Source organism: Stenotrophomonas sp. RS-48 (genome assembly GCF_030053245.1).
In the GTDB taxonomy this organism is placed as follows: Bacteria; Pseudomonadota; Gammaproteobacteria; order Xanthomonadales; family Xanthomonadaceae; genus Stenotrophomonas; species Stenotrophomonas maltophilia_P.
In genome coordinates, this window is sequence record NZ_JASGBV010000031.1 from 1 (window position 1) to 18,665 (window position 18,665).

Below are 18,665 nucleotides of genomic sequence, written 5' to 3' on the forward strand. Positions count from 1 at the left end.
GCGCCCGGTTGCAGGCGCGCTGCCCGCCGCCATCGCGGCGGCCGAAGCGGGCCGCATCCTGGTGGTCCCACCGGGGAATGCGGCCGAATCGGCGCTGGCCGAACACGCCGACGTGCGCGTGGCCCGCACGTTGCTGGAATGCTGCGCCGGGTTGGGCAATCCGCGCCTGCTGCCGCAGGTTGAGCGGGTGGACACCATGCCCCTGCCGCTGCCGGATCTGGCCGATGTGCGCGGGCAGGTGCATGCACGGCGCGCGCTGGAGGTGGCTGCGGCCGGCGGGCACCATCTGCTGCTGATCGGCAGCCCCGGTTGTGGCAAGACCCTGCTTGCTTCACGCCTTCCCGGGCTGCTGCCGGCGTCCACCGAGATCGATGCGTTGCAGCTGGCGGCCATCGCCTCGGTCAGCGGCGAAGGGCTGGACCCGAAGCGATGGCGACAACGACCGTTCCGCGCGCCACACCACAGCGCCAGCGCTGCGGCACTGGTGGGCGGCGGCTGTCATCCACACCAATTAGCGAGACTCGACATTAATTGTCGCGACTCGCCAAGCCCCTAGGAACGGAAGCCCCCTGCCGTAACTCATTGATTTGAGCTTACGTCTTCGGATCTGTAGCAGAAGAACGCATCAGCCCCGCCAGCTGGCCCGAATGCTAGGTTGCGATCCGCTCGGATTCGTTTAAAGCGTCGACCCAGTGGTCTGCTTGAAATTGATTTGCTACCAAGTGCCGCGGGCACGCGCGTACCGCTGGTAGAAGTTGTTTGGAAGAACTCGAGCAGGGCTTTTACGTCCGCCAGTGAAGGTGGTCCTGCTATCCATCGGCGGGCCCCAAAGCTTCTGACTCGAGCCTCATTCGTTAGGCTGCCTACCAGGTGAGCGCTCACGCGCGCGCATGCCAGCCCTTGGGGTCAGCGGTTGAACGTCTCTCTGGAGCGAGAGACTTCACTGAGGAAGCCCTCTAGCCAGTCTTGATGGTCCGAGCACATGTCCCCCGCTCCTGCTTGGGCAGTTAGCGATCAAATTGCGGCGGCTCAATTAAAAAGCCTCAGTGCCGCTAAGGATGATGACGAACTCCGCATAGCGATGGCATGACTGAATTCACAGACTTCCCTGATGACGACCGCAATTGGTTCATTCTTCACATGGACGGCTACTCCAAGCCGCACAAGGGCACTGACTCGACCGCAGTAGAGTGCCAGCTGGTCCCGATCCCGTTGGGAATGGCAGCGCCAGAAAAGCTCTCACTCCGGCAAACCGCCGAGTTGTTCGGCATGCGCGATGGAGAGGCATTCATCACCACTATCTTCGTTGGCGCCGTGTCTGTATATGCGATCGGCGATGTATTCAGGCGCAGCAAGTACGTAGGCGCCTTGCCTGCGTTGCAGTTGCGAACTGGGAACGCGTTGGAAGAAGGCGAGTCTTCCGCGCTCTACACTGCGCACCACAGCACGGGCCGCTTGCAGGAAGTTCATGCTCATACCGAAATCGGTCGTGACAGCAACCGCTACCCCATCAAAGTGTTGTCCAAGCGTCAGCTGGACCTTGATCCGCGGTACCGCGCCAGAAGTGAGTTCCTGGTCGTCAGGAACACCAGTGACCCCGATCCGACCAAGCACGTGGAGTTCGTCATTCCTCGCATGGCGATCTACCGGACGTTCTACGGATTCACTAACAAAGTTGCGGATATCTTCAGCATGGGTCCATGGGACACAGTTGCTTCCGAAGCGGTCTACTCCGAGGTTTTTGCTGGCAACAAGACGGGCGCAGACGATGTGACTGGCGCTTGGAACCTCGTGCTAGAACTGGGCATGTCTAAGGACGACGCCACACTGATCGCACTTCTCTATTTCGATGAGTACGGGCGAGTGCAAGCGAATCGGCTTGCTACTCCGATGCAGAGGGCAATGGAGAGAATCGACCTTGACCCTTCCCAAGATCCGCGTTGGTACACCAACGCGAGACTTCCCTTGCAGCCAGGCCGAGGGCCATACCGCGCTGTGGTTTCCGGCTATGCGTTGCGGCGGAGGAAGGGAGATTCCTTCCAAGGCAAGATCCTGCTGGTGCGCGCCATCCATAGCGTCAATATGCCGGAGAGGATGCCCCCCGTGGGCAAGATCCTGATCAACGACAACACCGACGGTGCCCATGTCCAGGTGACAGATGAGCAGAAGACATGGAAGCCCAAACCCCGAGAGCAGAGGAAGCGACCCAAGGGGATGCCAAGCGTTGATACGAAAGCTGGCTCTACCAAGAGAGAAGGATTTGACGTCCCAGCGCTCTCCTTTGAGGTCGATCCACCGCACCCTAGCCATGACCTGACCAAGGACAAGAGCACCACTCGAACCGGAGGTCGGCCCGCACCCAACGCCCCCCCAACAAATGAGGGGTCACATGGGCGACCCAATGGCGATGGTGAGTCGATCAGCCATTTGCGCTCTCGTAAGGAGAAGCGTCCCGCGTCCGACATCCATGAAGGACTCATTACAGCGATGGAGATGTTGCGCACCAAGGGGCACATCCGTGACTTCGCACCAATCGGTCCAGTAGTCCTTTGTCAGCTAGTCCATGTCGCTGCGTTCAAGTGCTGGAACTTCTTGACCGAGCACCAGCATGAAGCCCTCCGCAGGAACGCGGTGGTTGGCTCTTACGCCGCGAACTGGTCCACACGCTGTTGGCCCTACCTTGCTTCGGGAAGCACCCCCTTTACCGCTCAAGAACGCTCTGCGCTGGTGCTGGAGGTCGATCTTCTCAATGGCCAAAAGGGGTTCTGGTTTGAGATTGAAATGAGGGAAACCGAAAACTACTCGTCTGCATTCGTCTTGCACCGCGGTGGGGACGTGCGCAAGGAGATCACCGAGGCCCTACAGATCATCAGGCAAGCAAGCGGAATTTCCATGTCGCGCCACTTTCAGTCCAAGAGCATCGAATGCTATTGCCACCCCCATTACTTTGAGAAGGTCGCCACCAGGAAGAACAGGTCGACGAAAGGAGAAGGGTCGCCAGATGAAGCTACGCAGGATAGTGCCGAGCTGACCCAGATAGACGCTTCTCCAGCCAAGCCTAAGTCCGCCGTCTGGAGCGCCGGCCCGCTTACCACCTTCTTCAGTAGATTCTCCGCTGACAAGAAGATCCCGGGGTGAGCCGCTTTTAGAGGAGGATCGATGGTCTGGGATGCCACGTACTAGCCGGTCAGGCGATTTCAGCATCCTACGCTCCGAGCCAGATCATGGGTCCGGCGCGGAACACGGCCTTACTGGAGCGCGCGGCCAGTCCAATCTTTAACCAAATGCAAAGGCTCGGCTGCGGCCACTTAAATCTCGGCCCGTGTGTTTGACACTCGTCACATTTCCACCGAGTATCACCAGGACTCCATGGAGGGAGGTTCCTCCCGGAGCATGCAACCAGCTCAGCATTAAAGAAGGGGAGCTGGAACACTATCACCGCCAAGGAAGGGGCCATGGCGACTAAATACGAAGGTCACCCGCAGTACGTACCGATCATCAAATGGCAGATGTGGGAGCAGCGCGCACTGAAGGAGCTACTTGCTCCAGTGGCGGCAAGAACACTTCCATGCATTGAGGCACGTCTGCCAGCACAACACGCCACGATGTTGAGCAGCTTTGCCAACGTCTGGAAGCACGCGGCACTGATCGACTACTCCGATCCAGAGGGTAAGCTCACCGCCACCCGGCTCAATGAGTTGATCCAGTTTCTGAAACTGGTGGGAGGCTCTGGCCTGCTGAGCATACCTGTGCTCAACCCGACGACCGCTGCGGCGGACTTCCCGCTGATTTCCCCTCACTTGGGAAATCGGAATGTTGCCCTTCGCTTGCGACTGTCGAACATTGAACACGTGCCCTACGGCATTGCCATTGTGCAGGCCGCACTTGCTGTACCTGGACTGGCTGCCAAGGCCAACCGCCTAATCGTCGACCTTGGCCCAACGCCAGCCTATGGCGCTACCGAGAAGAGCGCCCTGGCGGGCATGCTTCTGGCCCTGAAGGGCCTGGGATTCGCACACATTCATCTCGCCTCTGGCGCTTTCCCCATGTCGCTTGCGCATATCAACGGCGCCGGCGAGGTCAAGAGGAAAGACTGGGATCTCTGGGCCAGCGTCGAGGCGTTGGCTCCCGCCGCGCTAGTTGGCTTCTCGGACTACGGACCGCTCAGTCCAAACTGGTCCGAGGAAACGCTCACGCGTCGCGGAAGTCGAGTCACCATCCGATACGCGCTTGACGACAAATGGCGCATCGTTCGCGGTCAATACGCCACAAAAGCAGAGTCAAACGCAATCTCGAGCATCTTCTTGACCAGCTATCCCGCCGAATTCCAAGGCAAGCCTTTCTCATTTGGCGACCGGCTCATCGCCGACCGGGTCGACCCTACTGTGGCGGCCAAGGACAAGACAGGTGGTCACTATCACATCACCGAGTTCTGGACCCACCACATCAGCTACGTACTGCAGAAGCAGTACTAGTGCACTGCCGCTGCATTGCTCGCGCGTGCGAGCAGTGCAGCGCGGATGTGCTCTTTGATCTCTTCAAGGTTGAAGGTCTGCGCGATATGCCGCTGTATCAGATACAGGCTCTTGCTGCGCCAGCCTGTGAGCTGACCCTCCTGCCGCAGAACTTCAAGCGCTTCATCCTTGTTAAGAATGGAAGCAAGCGAGGCCGCCTTGTGCCTGACGTTCAATCCCGCCTCACGCAGAACCTCAAACGAGCCGGTACTGCTATCCACCACCATGGCGCCCCACCAGGGCGGTAAAAGTTCCATGGCCTTGGTGACATGACAGGGCGCCATCACCAAGGTGACCCGGTCAAACACCCAGCCGTAGCGGGATCCCTGATTAATCAGACGCGCCAAGCTGTCTGCCTCGCTCTTGATCTCAAAGCAATGCATCTGCTCGACCAAAACAAGGTCCGCACGGACTTCCCCGCCGTGAAGGCGCAGTTCCTCGATCAATGAGATATCCGTGGCAGCAGACTGCCTGGCCAAGTGGTCGGCCAACGCCTGTTTGATCTGGAGCTCTCTCATGGGCCGTCTGGGTCGGGGGTGTACAGGTAAAGCATAACACGGCTATGCTTCTATGCACTCCAAATTTGGCTTTTGCATGAAACGGCTTAAGCAAACACAATCCCTCGCAGCCGAGCTTCGGAGTCGATTCGCGCAAGATGGGTTGAAGACCAGCACTGCTATTGCCAGGGCCTCAGGCTTGGGCCAACCCCAGGTCTACCGCAATCTGTTTGGCAGTCCTAAGAAGGTTGGACGCACGATGCGCAGCCTATGCAAATATGCGGACATTGATGCATACGAGGGTACCAGCGACCCGAGGGAATCGCAGGTGCTGATGGAGGCCCTCGCACACGTCTGGGATGGTACCGATGCCCATGCCGGCCGACTGGCCAAGCTGCTTTTTGCCCACCAGCGAGCCCACATGTAACAATTGGCCTAGGCCCAACGGAGGCCAAGGATGAACAAGAACACCCCAACGGTGACGGTCAAGAGCGCCTACGCTGCTCTTGACGCGGCCGGATTCCCCAAAAGCTTTGTCACCCGGCTTCTGCCCGACTGGTGGGACAACGCACTTTTCAAGACGAGCACTGGTGCGATTGAGTTTGCCTCGATCCTCAAGCAACGCCTTGGCCTGGATGTTGGCTTTGCAGAGAGCGGTGAGCTGGAAGTGCTCGCCCCGGATCGCCGTGCCCGTTATAAAAAGCGCGCAGCGACCTTAGAGAGCGAACTACAGGTCTGCTCAAATCTGGGCGTTGCAATGGGGAAACTGGCTCTGTTCTGCATGGAGCAGCCTGCCCAGGACCTCCCTAACGACCCGCTGATGCTCGCCAGAATGGTGCGGGCCGGCAGCGAAACCAAGGACATCAGCTTCCAAGCGCTTCTGGATTTTTGCTGGCATCAGGGCATCCCGGTTCTCTTCCTCAAGGACCTTCCCAGAGGGAGCAAGCGCGTCACCGGGATGGCACTGCGCATTGATGGAAGGCCCGTCTTCGTCCTGGGTTACCAGTCCAACCAAAACGCCAAGCAGCTTTTCGTACTCGCGCACGAGCTGGCACATGTGTGTCTTGGCCATGTCGATTCGGCGGGCGTACTGATCGATGAGGGCCTTGAAGCCATCACCGAAAGCATCGAGGGAGCCGAGGACAACCTGGCCGATGCCGAAGAGCACCAAGCCGATGAGTTCGCGCTGACGCTGCTACGCAATGGCCACCGCCATCTCCCCCAGACCGACCAGCCGCCGGCCTCACCCGCAGAGCTCACCATGGAAGCAGTCAGCCGCGGCAAGGATCTTGGAATCGACCCGGGCCACATCATCCTCAGCTATGCCCGAGAGCATGACGACTGGCTGTTCGGCCATCAGGCATTGGGCTACCTACCCAACCAAAAGAGTGCACTGGAACTGTTGCACGGCCGCTTCCTAAAGAACTGCCACGTTGACAGGCTTTCCGATGACAACCGCGCGTACTTGCTTAGCATGCAAGGATTCTGATGAGCGCCACTCACTACCTGCTAGATAGCGACGCGGCAAAGTCTCTTTGTCAGTACGGGTTGATTGAAGACCTGGCCACCGCGCTGGGCATCAAGCTGAGTGACTTTTCAATTCTTTCTCAGCTTCGCTTCCAACTGCATGCTGCAAATCCAGCCAAATCGCTACTCAAGCTTGGTAGTGACTTGGCAGTGGCTCAGGTCAATCTGCTGGTGTCCCAAGCCAGTGAAGTTGTGGTTCTCACAGAGTCGGCCAACTATGCGCTGCTCGAAGGTACACCGGATATCGATGGTGGTGAGTTGGCACTTTTTGCCGCACTCTGCGAGGACAATAGCGCCGGGCTGATCACGGGCGACAAGCGTTCACTGGTAGCGCTGTGCAAAGTAGGTGCGTCAATACAGGACAGCTTCAACTGGGCGCAGATCATCTGCTTGGAGGAGGCTTTGGCCCTGCTTGTCAGCCATTTTGGCTGGGCGTACGTTTCCGACCGCGTGCGCGTCCGACCGGACGTCAATAGCGCGATTAGCACCGTGTTCGGCAGATCTGTCGCTGCTGATGAACAGGCAATCTCCGAGGGGCTGCAAAGCTACCTGAGGGACCTTCAGATTAAGACATCTGGCAAGTACCAATCACCGTACCTGATGCAGATTGATGACCGGACGCCTGCTTCATAGGCTGCTGTCGGCTTAGCTTGCAGACTCGCCGAGCTGTTCTGATTTGAAGAAATTAAAGCTAGCCAGCGGCGAGCTGAGCCTTGGCGCGCGTCCGCGTCCGGCCGGATGCAGTCATTCCCTTATTTGCCCTTTGCATCTGAGCTAAGCCTGCCCTCAGCAGCGGCCGCCTAGGTTAGTTGGCAGACCCCCTGGTGCCCGGCCTCACGGCTTGCAGGATCTGGTTGGGAGACCCACCGAACATTCTTACTTGTTCGCGTGCCCTAGGCTTGAGCGTAACCCTTGGGTTCTCATGAACTTTTACCAGGTCGACAACTGTATGGAACGCCACTTTGAACAATTGGACGTCATACGCAGACACGGAGTTGAGAAAGCTCGCAGGATATCGATCATGCGTGTCATACAAGTAGAAAACATCAAGAGTGATATCACAAAACGTCTTTAAAAATTGACATATGACTGCAGTGCAGCTCTCGCAAGGAATTCTCTCAGTAATTAAGGAAAGTCTTCCGGTAGCTGGCACACAATTGTTCCCGATGGCGTGGCCAAGGAAGTTGAGTAGAAGATATTCCGAGTCATGTGTCCTGTCATCCTCCATTGCAGGAAATAAAGGCGAGAAGGGAGGGATTTTTGAATTTTTGTCGCCCGTTTTGATGTGAGAGTGTATGCACTTCCCCTGGGGCTCTATCAGTAAGTAGCCCCCGTCGGATTTCAGCAACTCTTTAAGGTATTCCTTCAGATTAAAGCTAGCGCCCACCCATTCGACCCCGTAGGACTGGAGTCCACTGGTAAGGACCAAACAGGCAATATTGCCCTCAATAATTCGATTGTTGCCCTTATCGAGCGTACTAGCGCCAGAGTTCGCACGATTGTGTGCGAGGTGGGCGCCCACATCTCGAAAGTGAAGCATTCGATTGACACAGTCAACCAAGTGCTCAAGATAATAGGGCTTATCGTTGTTCAGCACGGCAATCTCCCCCTGTTGTCCGTAGCAGTTGTATCACTTTTTCCTTTAAAAAAGTTGCGCCACTCATCTCGCAATGCATAGGGGCACGAGCCCACTGGCAACCCTCGCCCAGTGTTTGTCACGGACTGCGTGCCAGGTTCCAAAGCAAGTGCAACCAAGCCAACTCGCGCTACTGACATGCGGGTAAGGCGGAGCCACAACCCTAGATCAAATCAGAGCTCTCGTCCGATCGACTTGCATCGTCCTCCGCGTTGATCATAGTCTTCAAGGACGTCTCGGGCTGATTGACCCGGACAGAGGGGGTCCCAGGCTCTTGGCCACCGGCCCCAAGCCGTGTCGCCCTGGGGGCCTGTGGCTAGATGCCGGTCGCGGCAATGACCGCGGCCGGGTGAAAGGCGTCAAATTCGCGCTGTCGCCGCCTTCTTCTCCTGGGTGGCGGGGCGAGGGGCAATGGTTTTGCGCGCACTATGGCAATCATTGCCCAATGAGAGGACTTGCGAACTGCATCAGGCTGCGGCTTGCGCTACGGCAAAACTGTCCTCGAAAAGACGGAAACGGGTGATCTCGCCATTCTCGACGATGAAGTCGAAGCAGAATTCGGATTCGGTCAACTTTCCGGTGCGCACGACGCGTGAAGCCAGCTTCCCAAGCGCGATCACCCGATTGCCTTGCGAGAGGATCTCGCTCACATCGAACGCTTCGGACGAAATCTGCTCACGGATTTGGGCGTAGAACTCTGCCGCGCCTGCCTTGCCAACTTTGCGGCCAATCCACGGTACGACGTTCGTGTCGCCCGCCACAAACCAATCGACTTGTTCGCTGACCAGTTCGGCGATCTTTTCGACGGGCTCGCCCGTCCCGGCGCGGTGAAAAAAGTCTTCGACGATGGCGCGGGGAGATGCATACATAACTCGATCCTCTCTTTGTAAGTTGGTGCTCAGGTTGGCCATGAAGGGCCGGACTTGTAGAATACTGTAGTAGCAATTACATAAATGGAGAAGACATGACTCAGCGTGGCCGCCCACGGCGCTTCGACCGTGATGTCGCCCTTCAAGCGATGATGAAGGTGTTCTGGGCCCGCGGTTATGAAGGTGCACAACTAGTCGATCTGACGGCGGCGGCGGGCATCGCGCCACCGAGCTTCTACATAGCGTTTGGCTCCAAAGAGGCAGTTTTTTGCGAAGCGGTAGACCACTACATCGCAACGGTGGGGGCAAAGCCACGGCAGGCGCTGGACTGCGGCGCCACATTGCGCGATGGCATTGAGGGCATGCTTAATGCGAGCATCGACGTGGCCCAATCGGTAAGGCCTGGAGGCTGCCTGCTGGTACTCGGCGTGGTAAATTGCTTGCCGGACAACGAACGCGCGCGGGCATACCTCAAAGCGGCACGCGGCAAGACCCGCGAGTTCATTCATGCACGTCTCGAACGTGCCCGTACCGCCGGTGAGTTGCCTGCTGGGCTCGACACCCTGCCATGTGCCGTGTTCCTACACAGCGTCACGCAGATGATTTCATTCCAGGCTAGGGACGGTGCAAGCCGCGCCGAACTCGAAGCGCTGATCGGGCACGCATTGCGGGCCTTGGACTTTGCCCTCGAGCCATGAAATGGGGCGGCCATGCTGGCAGCCAGTTCTTCTCCGGCGGTCTCGTGCATTGCCGGGAACATTGCTTCAGGCACAGCCAACGCCAGTGCCGCCACCAGGCTCCCTGCGGTCCCAATCTGCAGCTTGCCCGCTCCCGCGCGAAGAGCGGCTTCGCTTGCCAGCAAAGCCGCTCCCGGCACTTGTCGAGACCCGCCCACGACGGACACTCGGCCCCGGTCCTCCTTGTCGCGACCGGGCGCCGGCACAGGATGCGCCCGCAGAACCGCCGGTATCAGCCACTGCACAACCCGGCGCGTCATCTCACCTGGCTCCAGCGGGTTGGTCAGGCGAAGTGGTCGTGGGCGCCTCGGCGAGCTCACGCGAGACGAAATTGGCCTGCACTAAAACGAGCCGGCCGCCCTGGGCAGCTTGATACTCCGTGACTCCGCAGTTTGGCACATCGCCCTGACGATCAATGTCGAGAATTGTCTGTTCATCCATGCCCTCCAGGAGGTACCGCATGCAGTTCACAATCACCTGGTGGGCTACGATCATTATGCGTGCGCCGGCGTGGTTGCGCTGCAGATCCCCAACCACCCCGCGTAGCCGCAGGATCACGTCGCACCAACTCTCGCCACCAGGGGGACGGAAATAGAACTTTCCGACAAGTCGTCGCTGAGCGGCCAGCTCTGGGAAGGTGGCGACGATGCCGCTGGAGGTATAGCGATCCAGAATGCCGAATTCCTTCTCCCGCAGGCGCTCATCAATGACCAAACGCCGGTCATTGCCGAGCACGTCTGCCACTGCCTGTGCGGTTTGCTGCGCACGCACATACGGAGAGGCCAGCACAACCTGAGGTCGCTGATGTTCCTTAAGTCCCTTGATCCATGCGCCAAGCGCTTGGGATTGGCGCTGCCCAAGCGATGAGAGCGGTACATCTGCATCGCGGTGTTCCAGTTCGATCAGAGTGATGTTGTTTGCCTCGGCGTAGTCACGTGCCACGTTCCCAGCACTCTGGCCATGCCGTACCACCCAGATTCTCTCCGGCCACCGCGTGGTGACCCCCTCCATCGCACTACTCTGCTGCACGTCGGCCTCCTGCATCTCCTGTTCGGTCGTTCTAGCCCGGAGGGAGTATTTCAGGCGTGAATTTAACTCTGCCCCTACCACGCCCTGAAGCACTCCTAGCGCAATTTAGTTACCGATCAGCGAGCCGATATGTCCCAATTGATGCATGTTCTTTCCGAACATTATCAGCGCACCATTGCAGAGATTTCAGCTTATGAGGGAGAAAATTTCGGTGCGTGACGGACCAGTGCAAATATTACTTGGTTGGTGGTGGCCGCAAGGCAGAGGGCATTGATGCGCAGTTGCCGCAGGGTTAGGCATCGAATCGATGTGGGCTTGGGGCGAAAAGTCGCTACTCTTACCGCAAGATCATGTTCAACAGGGTCTATTCATGTCTGAACGGGAAATCCCGGACTTGTAGAAGGGACAGGAATTTTTAGGCCGGCTGTTGGGCGAGATTCAGGTGGCCTGAACGTCGTAGGCTCGAAGGATGATCGGGGCTCGACGGTCGTGGCGACACTCGTCCGTGGACCACGCGGCGAATCCGAGGACACTTGCCCGCTCAGCTGCTCTTTAGAAGAGTGTTCGCTCGACACCTGTGGCGGCGACCGCGCTCTTGCTGTTGTTCCTCAAAGTTAAATCCCTTCCAAATACACGCGGCACTTGGGCATCAAGGAGCTGAAGAAAACTTAGTCGGAAAAGCTATTTTGCGTCATGGAAGATAATACCCAGCGTGTGTCGCTGGCCCGCGAGCAGCCTGCTCACCCCATGTCGTAAATTAGCTCTGTAGAATCCCCTTGCCGAACGTACCGGCCGATGGTTGACGGCGAATACCACTGCATCGCCTTGGCCCAAGGGCACCACCTCTGCCCTGCCTGGTCGCTTGGGATCGCTCTCAGTCAGCAGCAGCTCTCCTCCTTCAAAATCCCGGCCGGGCTGATCCAACAGAAACACTACCTGCAGCGGGAAGACGTGATCGCCGTACAGGTCTTGGTGCAAGCAGCAGTAATCGCCGGCTTGGTATCGCAGCAACAGTGGGGTTGGGCGCGGCTGGCCGGCCCGGTTGCAAATCTCCCGAAACTCCGCATGGGTAGCAGGAAAGCGCTCTCCAATGCGCATTGCGGTATGCCAACGGTTGGCTATGGGGGCGAGATGCGAATACAAGGATTCGCGCAGGCGACCCACTAGATCCGGCAACGGATAGCGAAAGTACTTGTAGACGCCTCGACCAAACGCGTAACGTTCCATCACAATGCGACTGCGGAACAAATCCTCTTCTAAAAATAGATCTGCTGTCTGGCGACACTGCGCAGGACTTAGCAGCCCGGGCAGGACGGCAAACCCCTCGCGGGTGAGCTGGGTTTCAAGCGTGTTCCAGGCGCTGTGTTCGATTCGATCTTCCAGGCTTAGGTAATCGACAGGAAGAGGGCCGGGAAGGGACGTCTCAGGGAGGGTGAACAGGGTTGGCGTCGTCATGATCATGTCGCTTTCTTTGGGGAGTTTTCAGCCTTCCAAGCTGCGTACCGCTCAGGCATGCATACTGCACATGGGCGGTAGCCGGCGGCCACTGCTGTTGCTTCGTCGATGAAAAAGACGCGATGTTTGACGTACCCCCCCCGGGCGATGGCCTGGAGCGCTGCCCGACAGTTCAGCCGACCATATATCTTCCCGCCTCGATGCCCGCCCAGTGTTCCCGGCACACTGCTGGCGTATGGTTTCTGGTCCGCGCCAAGCAGTGTCCATGACTTTGCAGACACGGAAGTCGGGCGCGGAAGGCCGGTGTCATCGCGTGTCATGGAAGAAAAGCTCCAGTCCCCGACGTTCACCGCTGCGCACCCTGCTGATGGCGTGCTTGAGATTTACCCGGTAATACCCCTTACTGCCCTTGAAGGGCCGCTGTGCGGTGCTGATGATGGCCGCATCTCCTTGGGTCAGGGGCAGCACCATAGGCCGGGACTGCATGCGTGGCCTCTGTTCGGTCATCACGAATTCGCCGCCAGTGAAGTCTTGCCCAGGCGCCGACAACAGACCGATCAGCTGCAAGGGGAATATCAGCTCGTCCTCGGCGCGTTGGTGAAGCGCCAAGTAGTCCGATTCGCCAAGTTGGGACAGATGGCTCTGGCCACGCACCTGCCCCACTTCACGCTGCCGTTGTTGGAAGGCCTTGAGCGTTAGCGGGTAACGGTCATCGACTCCCAGTACCTGATTCCAGCTGTTGGCGATCGCGGCCAAATGCGGATAAAGCGACTGGCGCAGAGTGCCCAACGGTTCGGGCATATCGTCGGCATAGTAGTAGAGTTTGCCTCGCCCCATATCTACCGAGGTCAGGGACACCCATCCTTCGTCCGTTCCCTCCTCTATCGACGGCAAATCCGGCAACAGTAGACCGGGCAGGAGTGCATAGCCCTCCCCATCCAGCTGGCGGGCAATTTCTTCCCAATCCAAGGCTTCAATGGTGGTTGCCAATACACTCATGATTGCTGTCCTTTTGTAGCCTGCACCTCACGGCGCAATAGTTCTCGTTTACGCTCCACCCCCCAACGATAGCCCGATATATCACCGTTTCGTCGCACGACACGGTGACAAGGAATGGCAACCGCCAAGTGATTGGCAGCGCAGGCCTGGGCCACTGCACGCACCGCTTTGGGCGTGCCGATGCGCTCGGCGATCTGCGCATAGCTGGCGGTCTCGCCAGCAGGTATCTCACGAAGGGCTTGCCACACGCGCTGCTGAAAGACCGTACCTCGCACGTCCAATGGCAAATTCAGTCCAATCCCGGGCGCCTCAATGAACCCAACCACTTGGGCAACCAGCTTCTCGAAGTTGCCATCTCCGCCCACGAGCTCCGCTTTGGGGAACTGGTCCTGTAAGTCGCGCACCAGCCGATCAGGGTCGTCGCCCAAGAGAATGGTGCAAATGCCGCGTTGGCTCTGTGCCACCAAAATTGCGCCCAGTGCAGATTCACCTACAGCGAACCGAATCACCGTTCCGATGCCGCCCGCACGATACTCCTTTGCTCGCATGCCCAAGACCTCCTCGGACGTTTCGTAAAAACGGCTGTTGGAGTTGAAGCCCGCGCCGTAGATGGCGTCGGTCACCGTGCCGACGGACGAGTTCAATTCCTCACGCAGTTTGCGGGCACGAAATGCGGTGACGTAGGCCTTGGGCGTCAGGCCGGTTTCCGCTTTGAAAACGCGATGGAAGTGGAAGGGACTCATTCCCGCTTCCGCGGCCAACTCATCCAGATTTGGAGCGGTTTCGGCTGTCTCGATCTGACGGCAGGCACGCGCGACCAAGGCCGTGCGTTGTGCTGCGGCGATGGTGCGATCGCCCTTGGCGCGACGGCTCGCACGGTAGCCTGCTGCTTCAGCTGCCTGCTCGGAGTCAAAGAACACCACGTTCGCGCGCTTTGGCAGCCGCGCCGAAGAACTAGGGCGGCAATACACACCTGTGGTCCGCACGGCATAGACGAAGTGGCCGTCTGCGTGGACGTCTCTCGCCTGCACCGCTTCCCAGCGCGCATCGTCAGTATCGTAAGCAAAAGGAGAAGGATCTTGCATGTTCATGGTGTGGTCCTGAGTTCACGACGTGGACACTGTAAATTACAATTCATGCGCAAGAAATCTATTTCTTGCTATCGAACTCAAGCCCCTGTTCACGTGCTGGCAACCTCCAGAGATACCAAGCCGCCACTGTCCGATACGGACTCCAAGCCCGGCCCAGCTCACGCATCTGGCGTGGTGTTGGAGCTTTTTCCAGGTCTTTGAGGCGCCGATAGCCCTCTCGCACTCCAAAGTCATCCACTGGCAGGATGTCTGAACGCTCCAAGCTGTAAATCAGAAACATCTCCACGGTCCAGCGCCCGACCCCTTTGAGCGAAACCAGCCTTTCGATCAGCGCCTCGTCACTCAAAGCGCGCGCCTCTGCAAGGTTGGGGACCACGCCCTCCAGCGTAGCCTGGGCGATTCCCCGGATGGTGGCGAGCTTGGCCGCCGAAAACCCGCAAGCGAGTTGTTGCTCTGGATCAGTTGCCAGCAGCTGAGTTGCTGAGGGGAACGTCGAATCTGGGTACAACGCCAAAAATCGCGCCAAGATGGCGTCACCGGCCTTGGCGTGCAGTTGCTGGTAGGCGATGGCACGGACCAAGGCCTCATAAGGCTCTCGTGCCGGTTTCGCCGTGTGCCGGCACGGGCCGACCATCTCGATGTGGCGGGCCCATGCCGGATCAAGAGCGGAAAGAAAGGCGACCGCCTTTGCATAGGCGTGCGGCGAAAGGTCGGCTGCGCCAGCGGTAGTTGTCGAGGCAAGGATCATCGAATGCGGTTCTTATCTGGACCATCGTTGTGCTGCGGCCGGCGACGGCAACGTTGAACAGGGGCCACCTCATTCGGTGGCCCCCTTGCGGAGGAGGCGAGCGGCGGCGCGGGACTATCAGGCTCCCGGCCCAGGCGTTTCCGGCGCAGCTTGACCCAGCCGATCCAGCTCGGCGAAATCTTCGGCAGAGAGCTGAAGTCCCGCCGCAGCGACGTTCTCCTCAAGGTGCCTAACCTTACCGGTCCCGGGGATCGGCAACGTTACCGGGCTGCGCTGCAGCACCCATGCCAAAGCAATTTGTCCGGGGGTGAAACCCGTCCGCTTGGAGAGCCGATCCAGGAAGGAGCCCGGCTTGACCAAATCGCCCGCGCCCAGCGGGAACCATGGAATAAAGCCGATGCCTTGGTCTTGGCAGTAGTTGAGCACCGATTCGTGCCTGCGGGTCACCAGGTTGAACATGTTCTGAACCGTCACCACCGGAAAGTGCTGCTGCGCGGCCTGTATCTCATCAACGCCCACTTCGCTCAGACCAACATGGCGGATCAGCCCCTCCCTTTGCATCTGAGCGATGGCATCGAACTGCTCATCCCGCGGGACCTTGGGATCAATGCGATGCAGCTGCCACAGGTCGATCCGTTCTACGTTCAGGCGCCGCATGCTCTGCAGCACTGCATGCCGGAGGTATTCAGGGCGTCCCAGCGGCGCCCATTGATTCTCCCCATGACGAACGAACCCCCCTTTGGTAGCGATGAGCAACCCATCGTAGGGATACAACGCCTCCCGAATCAGTTCCTCACTGTCGTACGGGCCGTAGCTATCAGCGGTGTCGATGAAGTTCACACCGAGCTCCGGCAGTCGCCGAAGCGTCCGAAGGGCCTCGTGCACGTCCTTTGGAGGACCCCAGATTCCATCGCCAACGATTCGCATCGCGCCGTAGCCCAAGCGATTGATGGAAATGTCGGAAATACAGAACTGCCCCGAATGGTGGGCATTGGGTTGATTCATGTTTGCTCTCTTCTGAAAAAGGATGAAAACACTAACGACTTAGCGACTGGCCGATGCTGCGTTCCCAGGCCAATAGGGTTGCGGGTACTGATCCATGCTCGAGCCATCGTTCCAGCGCGCTGCTGGTAGCGTGGGACAAAGCACGTTTCAAAACCCGGGCAATGTCCCGGTCTGGGGAACCGCTTGGCGCGGCATAAGCGCCTTTTCGTGTTCCAGCAGCCAGGACTTTCGGTGCAGCCCCCAAGCGTATCCTTTGAGGCCGCCATCACTGGCAATGACCCGGTGGCAGGGGACAACGATGGCGATGGGATTGGCGCCGTTGGCCGCGCCAACATCGATGGCCGCACGTGGGTCGTCGAAACCCAGGGCCTTGGCCAACTTTCCGTAAGACGTGGTGGTGCCGACCGGAATGCGACGAAGCGCCGTCCAGACCTGCTCCTGTAGGGGTGTGCCTCGCGTGGCGATAGGCAGCGCGTCGATCGCCTCCCACTCACCAGCGAAGTACCGCGTCAATGCTTCTTCGATGAACGGTGGGGCAGCTGCTTCGGTGAGTTCGACCTGACCATACTGCTGGCCCAGGGCCCGCTGCATGTGGCCCTCGTGACCGGCAAAATCCAAGGCTCGGACTGCCTGCTGGGCGTCGATGGCCAACAGCATCTCGCCCAGTGGCGATGCCATGCGGCTCAGGGTCCAATTCGAGTTTGTCGGCATCGCAATAGCTCCTTAATGTTCCGGCCGCGCGGCCAACTCTGTCCCGGCCAACCCTTCCTCGGCCAGTGCCTCACACACATCAGGGTCTGCGCATAGCCGTGCGAAATGCGTGTTCACCCCATCGAAGCCACCTAGATCCACGCCCCTGGCGCGGGCCCAGCGGGTGAGCACGAAAAGGTAGGGATCGGCAATGCTGCGGTGATCGCCAGCGATCCAAGGCCGCTCTCCCAACGCTTTGTCGAACACCCCAAAATGCTTGCGCAGCACTTTTCTAGCGTCATCGAGTGTTTGCTCGCGCTCGTCCTGGTCAACAGCCAACCGTTCTGGATGCATCAGCGGAGAAAACGCTTTGTGAACGTCGGAGTTGATGTAGGCCAGCCAGCGATTCACCAAGGCCCGTCCACGCACCCCCTCCCCGCCCAGACGCGCCTGCGGGGAGATCTCTGCCAAGTAGCGCAGGACCGCCACGTTCTGGCTGAGCGCCCAACCGTCTTCGTCCACCAAGACCGGGACGGTTGACGATGGATTCAAGCGCAAGAAGGCGTTCGACTGTCGCGTGTCGAGATCCGCCAGCTTCAACCGATACGGCGAACCTATCCACCGCAGGACGATGTGAGCGGCCAACGAACAATAACCAGGCCAATAGTGCAACGTCAGCATGTAAGTCCTTATTCACACCACCTTGGTGAGGCCAAACTCACCGAAGAGGTAGACCTCTCCGGTATGCAAGTGCAACTGAGCAGCGCCCTCCGAACCCTCCCCCCAGCGCGCTTGACCGGCGTTGACCAAGGTCTGGCAATACGCTGTGACTTGCTGTCGAGCGTTAGGTGCATGGTCCGGCGGCACAACGAATACTGCGTCCTTGACGGATGGCTGGGCTGCGTGCATCTCAGTCCTCTTGAGTCCAGAAGGCGCGCAGCGCTTCGTTCAACTCCTTTGCCCGCTCCTCAGGGAACAGCAACCGCGCGTTGGCCACCTCCAACTGCGTAACGGGCCCGCCCAGGGTTCGTGCCAGGAAATCCGACCACTCCTTGCCGAAGAAGATGTCGCCGGTGCCCCAAACGACCAAGGCAGGCACAGCGACCCCCCGCAATGCTCGTTCGATCTTTACCGTCTGCGAATGGTCGAACGCCAGGATGAAACGCACCAGATCCTGGGTGCGTTCGGGCGATGCCAGATGCGGGCGGATATAGGTCTCGATGGTTTCGTCTGACACGTCAGAGGAACGTTCGTAGGCGCCCTCCATTGCGTCAGGTCCCCGGAAAAAATCCTTGTCCTCCAGCATCCGTCGGAGCGTTTGCGGCAACCCGCCGGCTTTGACCATATCGAGGAAGCCAGAGAAGTTCGCCGGAGGCCAATTGTCCTGAACGTCGCCGTTGGTCAGGGTCAAGCTGCGCAGGCGATCGGGGTAGCGTGCTGCAAAAATCTGAGCCACACCTGTGCCGCTGTCATTGGCGACCAGATCGACTTGATCTATGGACAATGCGTCGAGGAACTCGCGAACCATTTCGGCCTGAGCTTCAAAGGACACGGCCTGATCCGCGGCGATAGTGGTATGGCCGTGACCCATCAAATCGATGGCCACGCAGCGTCGCAAGTCAGCCAGAGCAGAGAGCTGGTGGCGCCAAAGGTAGCCGTTGACCAGCACTCCGTGAATAAACAGAGCCACCGGTCCCGTGTCGGCGGTCTGAAGATAGCTGATGTGACCCGACGCGGTCTGGACGGATGCTCGCTGAATGGACGGATTCATCGGTTGGCCTTTAACGGAGGAATATTTGCAACGTTACGCCCGTCAGAAGCCCGGTAAACTCCGACTCTTGCGGTCAAATTCGCTACCCGCTCCACCG

General features: G+C 58.8%; 16 protein-coding genes and 2 pseudogenes. 6 read left to right on the forward strand and 12 right to left on the reverse strand.

Translation table 11 applies throughout. The features are described 5' to 3' along the window. The 3 genes and pseudogenes from QMZ25_RS06830 to QMZ25_RS06840 form a co-directional block, all read left to right on the forward strand. Positions 1-496 (forward strand): annotated as a pseudogene (locus QMZ25_RS06830) (ATP-binding protein); the annotation flags it as partial. 590 nt (positions 497-1,086) lie between these two features. Continuing rightward, a complete protein-coding gene (locus QMZ25_RS06835; protein WP_283219326.1) occupies positions 1,087-3,138 on the forward strand; it encodes a hypothetical protein in 2,052 nt (683 codons plus the stop codon). 317 nt (positions 3,139-3,455) lie between these two features. Next, positions 3,456-4,475, forward strand: a complete 1,020-nt coding sequence (locus QMZ25_RS06840) for a hypothetical protein (protein ID WP_283219327.1) — start codon at positions 3,456-3,458, stop codon at positions 4,473-4,475. Here the strand turns inward: QMZ25_RS06840 and QMZ25_RS06845 are convergent. Further along, positions 4,472-5,032, reverse strand: a complete 561-nt coding sequence (locus QMZ25_RS06845; protein WP_261728144.1) for a sce7726 family protein — start codon at positions 5,030-5,032, stop codon at positions 4,472-4,474. The genes QMZ25_RS06840 and QMZ25_RS06845 overlap by 4 nt on opposite strands. Positions 5,033-5,468: 436 nt before the next feature. Between QMZ25_RS06845 and QMZ25_RS06850 the strand changes: the two genes are divergently transcribed. Further along, complete coding sequence (locus QMZ25_RS06850) at positions 5,469-6,500, forward strand: ImmA/IrrE family metallo-endopeptidase (protein WP_283219328.1); 1,032 nt, start codon at positions 5,469-5,471, stop codon at positions 6,498-6,500. Continuing rightward, complete coding sequence (locus QMZ25_RS06855; protein WP_283219329.1) at positions 6,500-7,171, forward strand: hypothetical protein; 672 nt, start codon at positions 6,500-6,502, stop codon at positions 7,169-7,171. The genes QMZ25_RS06850 and QMZ25_RS06855 overlap by 1 nt, the downstream gene beginning before the upstream one ends. 1,470 nt (positions 7,172-8,641) lie before the next feature. Here QMZ25_RS06855 and QMZ25_RS06860 read toward each other — a convergent pair. Continuing rightward, the gene (locus QMZ25_RS06860) at positions 8,642-9,085 is read right to left on the reverse strand and encodes a nuclear transport factor 2 family protein (RefSeq protein WP_283219330.1); all 444 of its coding nucleotides are present in this window, start codon (positions 9,083-9,085) and stop codon (positions 8,642-8,644) included. Positions 9,086-9,195: 110 nt separating this feature from the next. Between QMZ25_RS06860 and QMZ25_RS06865 the strand changes: the two are divergent. Beyond that, positions 9,196-9,300 (forward strand): annotated as a pseudogene (locus QMZ25_RS06865) (TetR family transcriptional regulator); the annotation flags it as partial. A gap of 248 nt (positions 9,301-9,548) precedes the next feature. Here QMZ25_RS06865 and QMZ25_RS06870 read toward each other — a convergent pair. The 10 genes from QMZ25_RS06870 to QMZ25_RS06920 form a co-directional block, all read right to left on the reverse strand. Then, positions 9,549-10,040, reverse strand: a complete 492-nt coding sequence (locus tag QMZ25_RS06870; RefSeq protein WP_283219331.1) for an NAD(P)H-hydrate dehydratase — start codon at positions 10,038-10,040, stop codon at positions 9,549-9,551. A gap of 1 nt (position 10,041) precedes the next feature. Beyond that, complete coding sequence (locus QMZ25_RS06875; RefSeq protein WP_283219332.1) at positions 10,042-10,824, reverse strand: histidine phosphatase family protein; 783 nt, start codon at positions 10,822-10,824, stop codon at positions 10,042-10,044. Between the two features lie 666 nt (positions 10,825-11,490). Beyond that, complete coding sequence (locus QMZ25_RS06880; protein WP_283219333.1) at positions 11,491-12,270, reverse strand: 2OG-Fe(II) oxygenase; 780 nt, start codon at positions 12,268-12,270, stop codon at positions 11,491-11,493. A gap of 300 nt (positions 12,271-12,570) precedes the next feature. Continuing rightward, positions 12,571-13,263, reverse strand: a complete 693-nt coding sequence (locus QMZ25_RS06890; RefSeq protein ID WP_283219335.1) for a 2OG-Fe(II) oxygenase — start codon at positions 13,261-13,263, stop codon at positions 12,571-12,573. After that, positions 13,260-14,354 carry a bifunctional DNA-binding transcriptional regulator/O6-methylguanine-DNA methyltransferase Ada gene (gene ada, locus QMZ25_RS06895; protein ID WP_283219336.1) on the reverse strand — a complete coding sequence of 365 codons (1,095 nt, stop codon included), beginning with the start codon at positions 14,352-14,354 and terminating at the stop codon, positions 13,260-13,262. Before ada ends, QMZ25_RS06890 begins: the two co-directional genes overlap by 4 nt. Before the next feature lie 58 nt (positions 14,355-14,412). Further along, positions 14,413-15,102 carry a DNA-3-methyladenine glycosylase gene (locus QMZ25_RS06900; protein ID WP_283219337.1) on the reverse strand — a complete coding sequence of 230 codons (690 nt, stop codon included), beginning with the start codon at positions 15,100-15,102 and terminating at the stop codon, positions 14,413-14,415. 117 nt (positions 15,103-15,219) lie between these two features. Then, the gene (locus QMZ25_RS06905; protein ID WP_283219338.1) at positions 15,220-16,107 is read right to left on the reverse strand and encodes an aldo/keto reductase; all 888 of its coding nucleotides are present in this window, start codon (positions 16,105-16,107) and stop codon (positions 15,220-15,222) included. Between the two features lie 147 nt (positions 16,108-16,254). After that, entirely contained in the window at positions 16,255-16,785 is a 531-nt protein-coding gene (locus QMZ25_RS06910; protein ID WP_283219339.1) for a methylated-DNA--[protein]-cysteine S-methyltransferase, read from the reverse strand. 45 nt (positions 16,786-16,830) lie between these two features. Continuing rightward, positions 16,831-17,478 (reverse strand): glutathione binding-like protein, encoded by a 648-nt coding sequence (locus QMZ25_RS06915; protein WP_283219340.1) that lies wholly within the window; start codon positions 17,476-17,478, stop codon positions 16,831-16,833. Between the two features lie 229 nt (positions 17,479-17,707). Continuing rightward, positions 17,708-18,568, reverse strand: a complete 861-nt coding sequence (locus tag QMZ25_RS06920; protein ID WP_283219341.1) for an alpha/beta hydrolase — start codon at positions 18,566-18,568, stop codon at positions 17,708-17,710. Between the last annotated feature and the right edge of the window lie 97 nt (positions 18,569-18,665).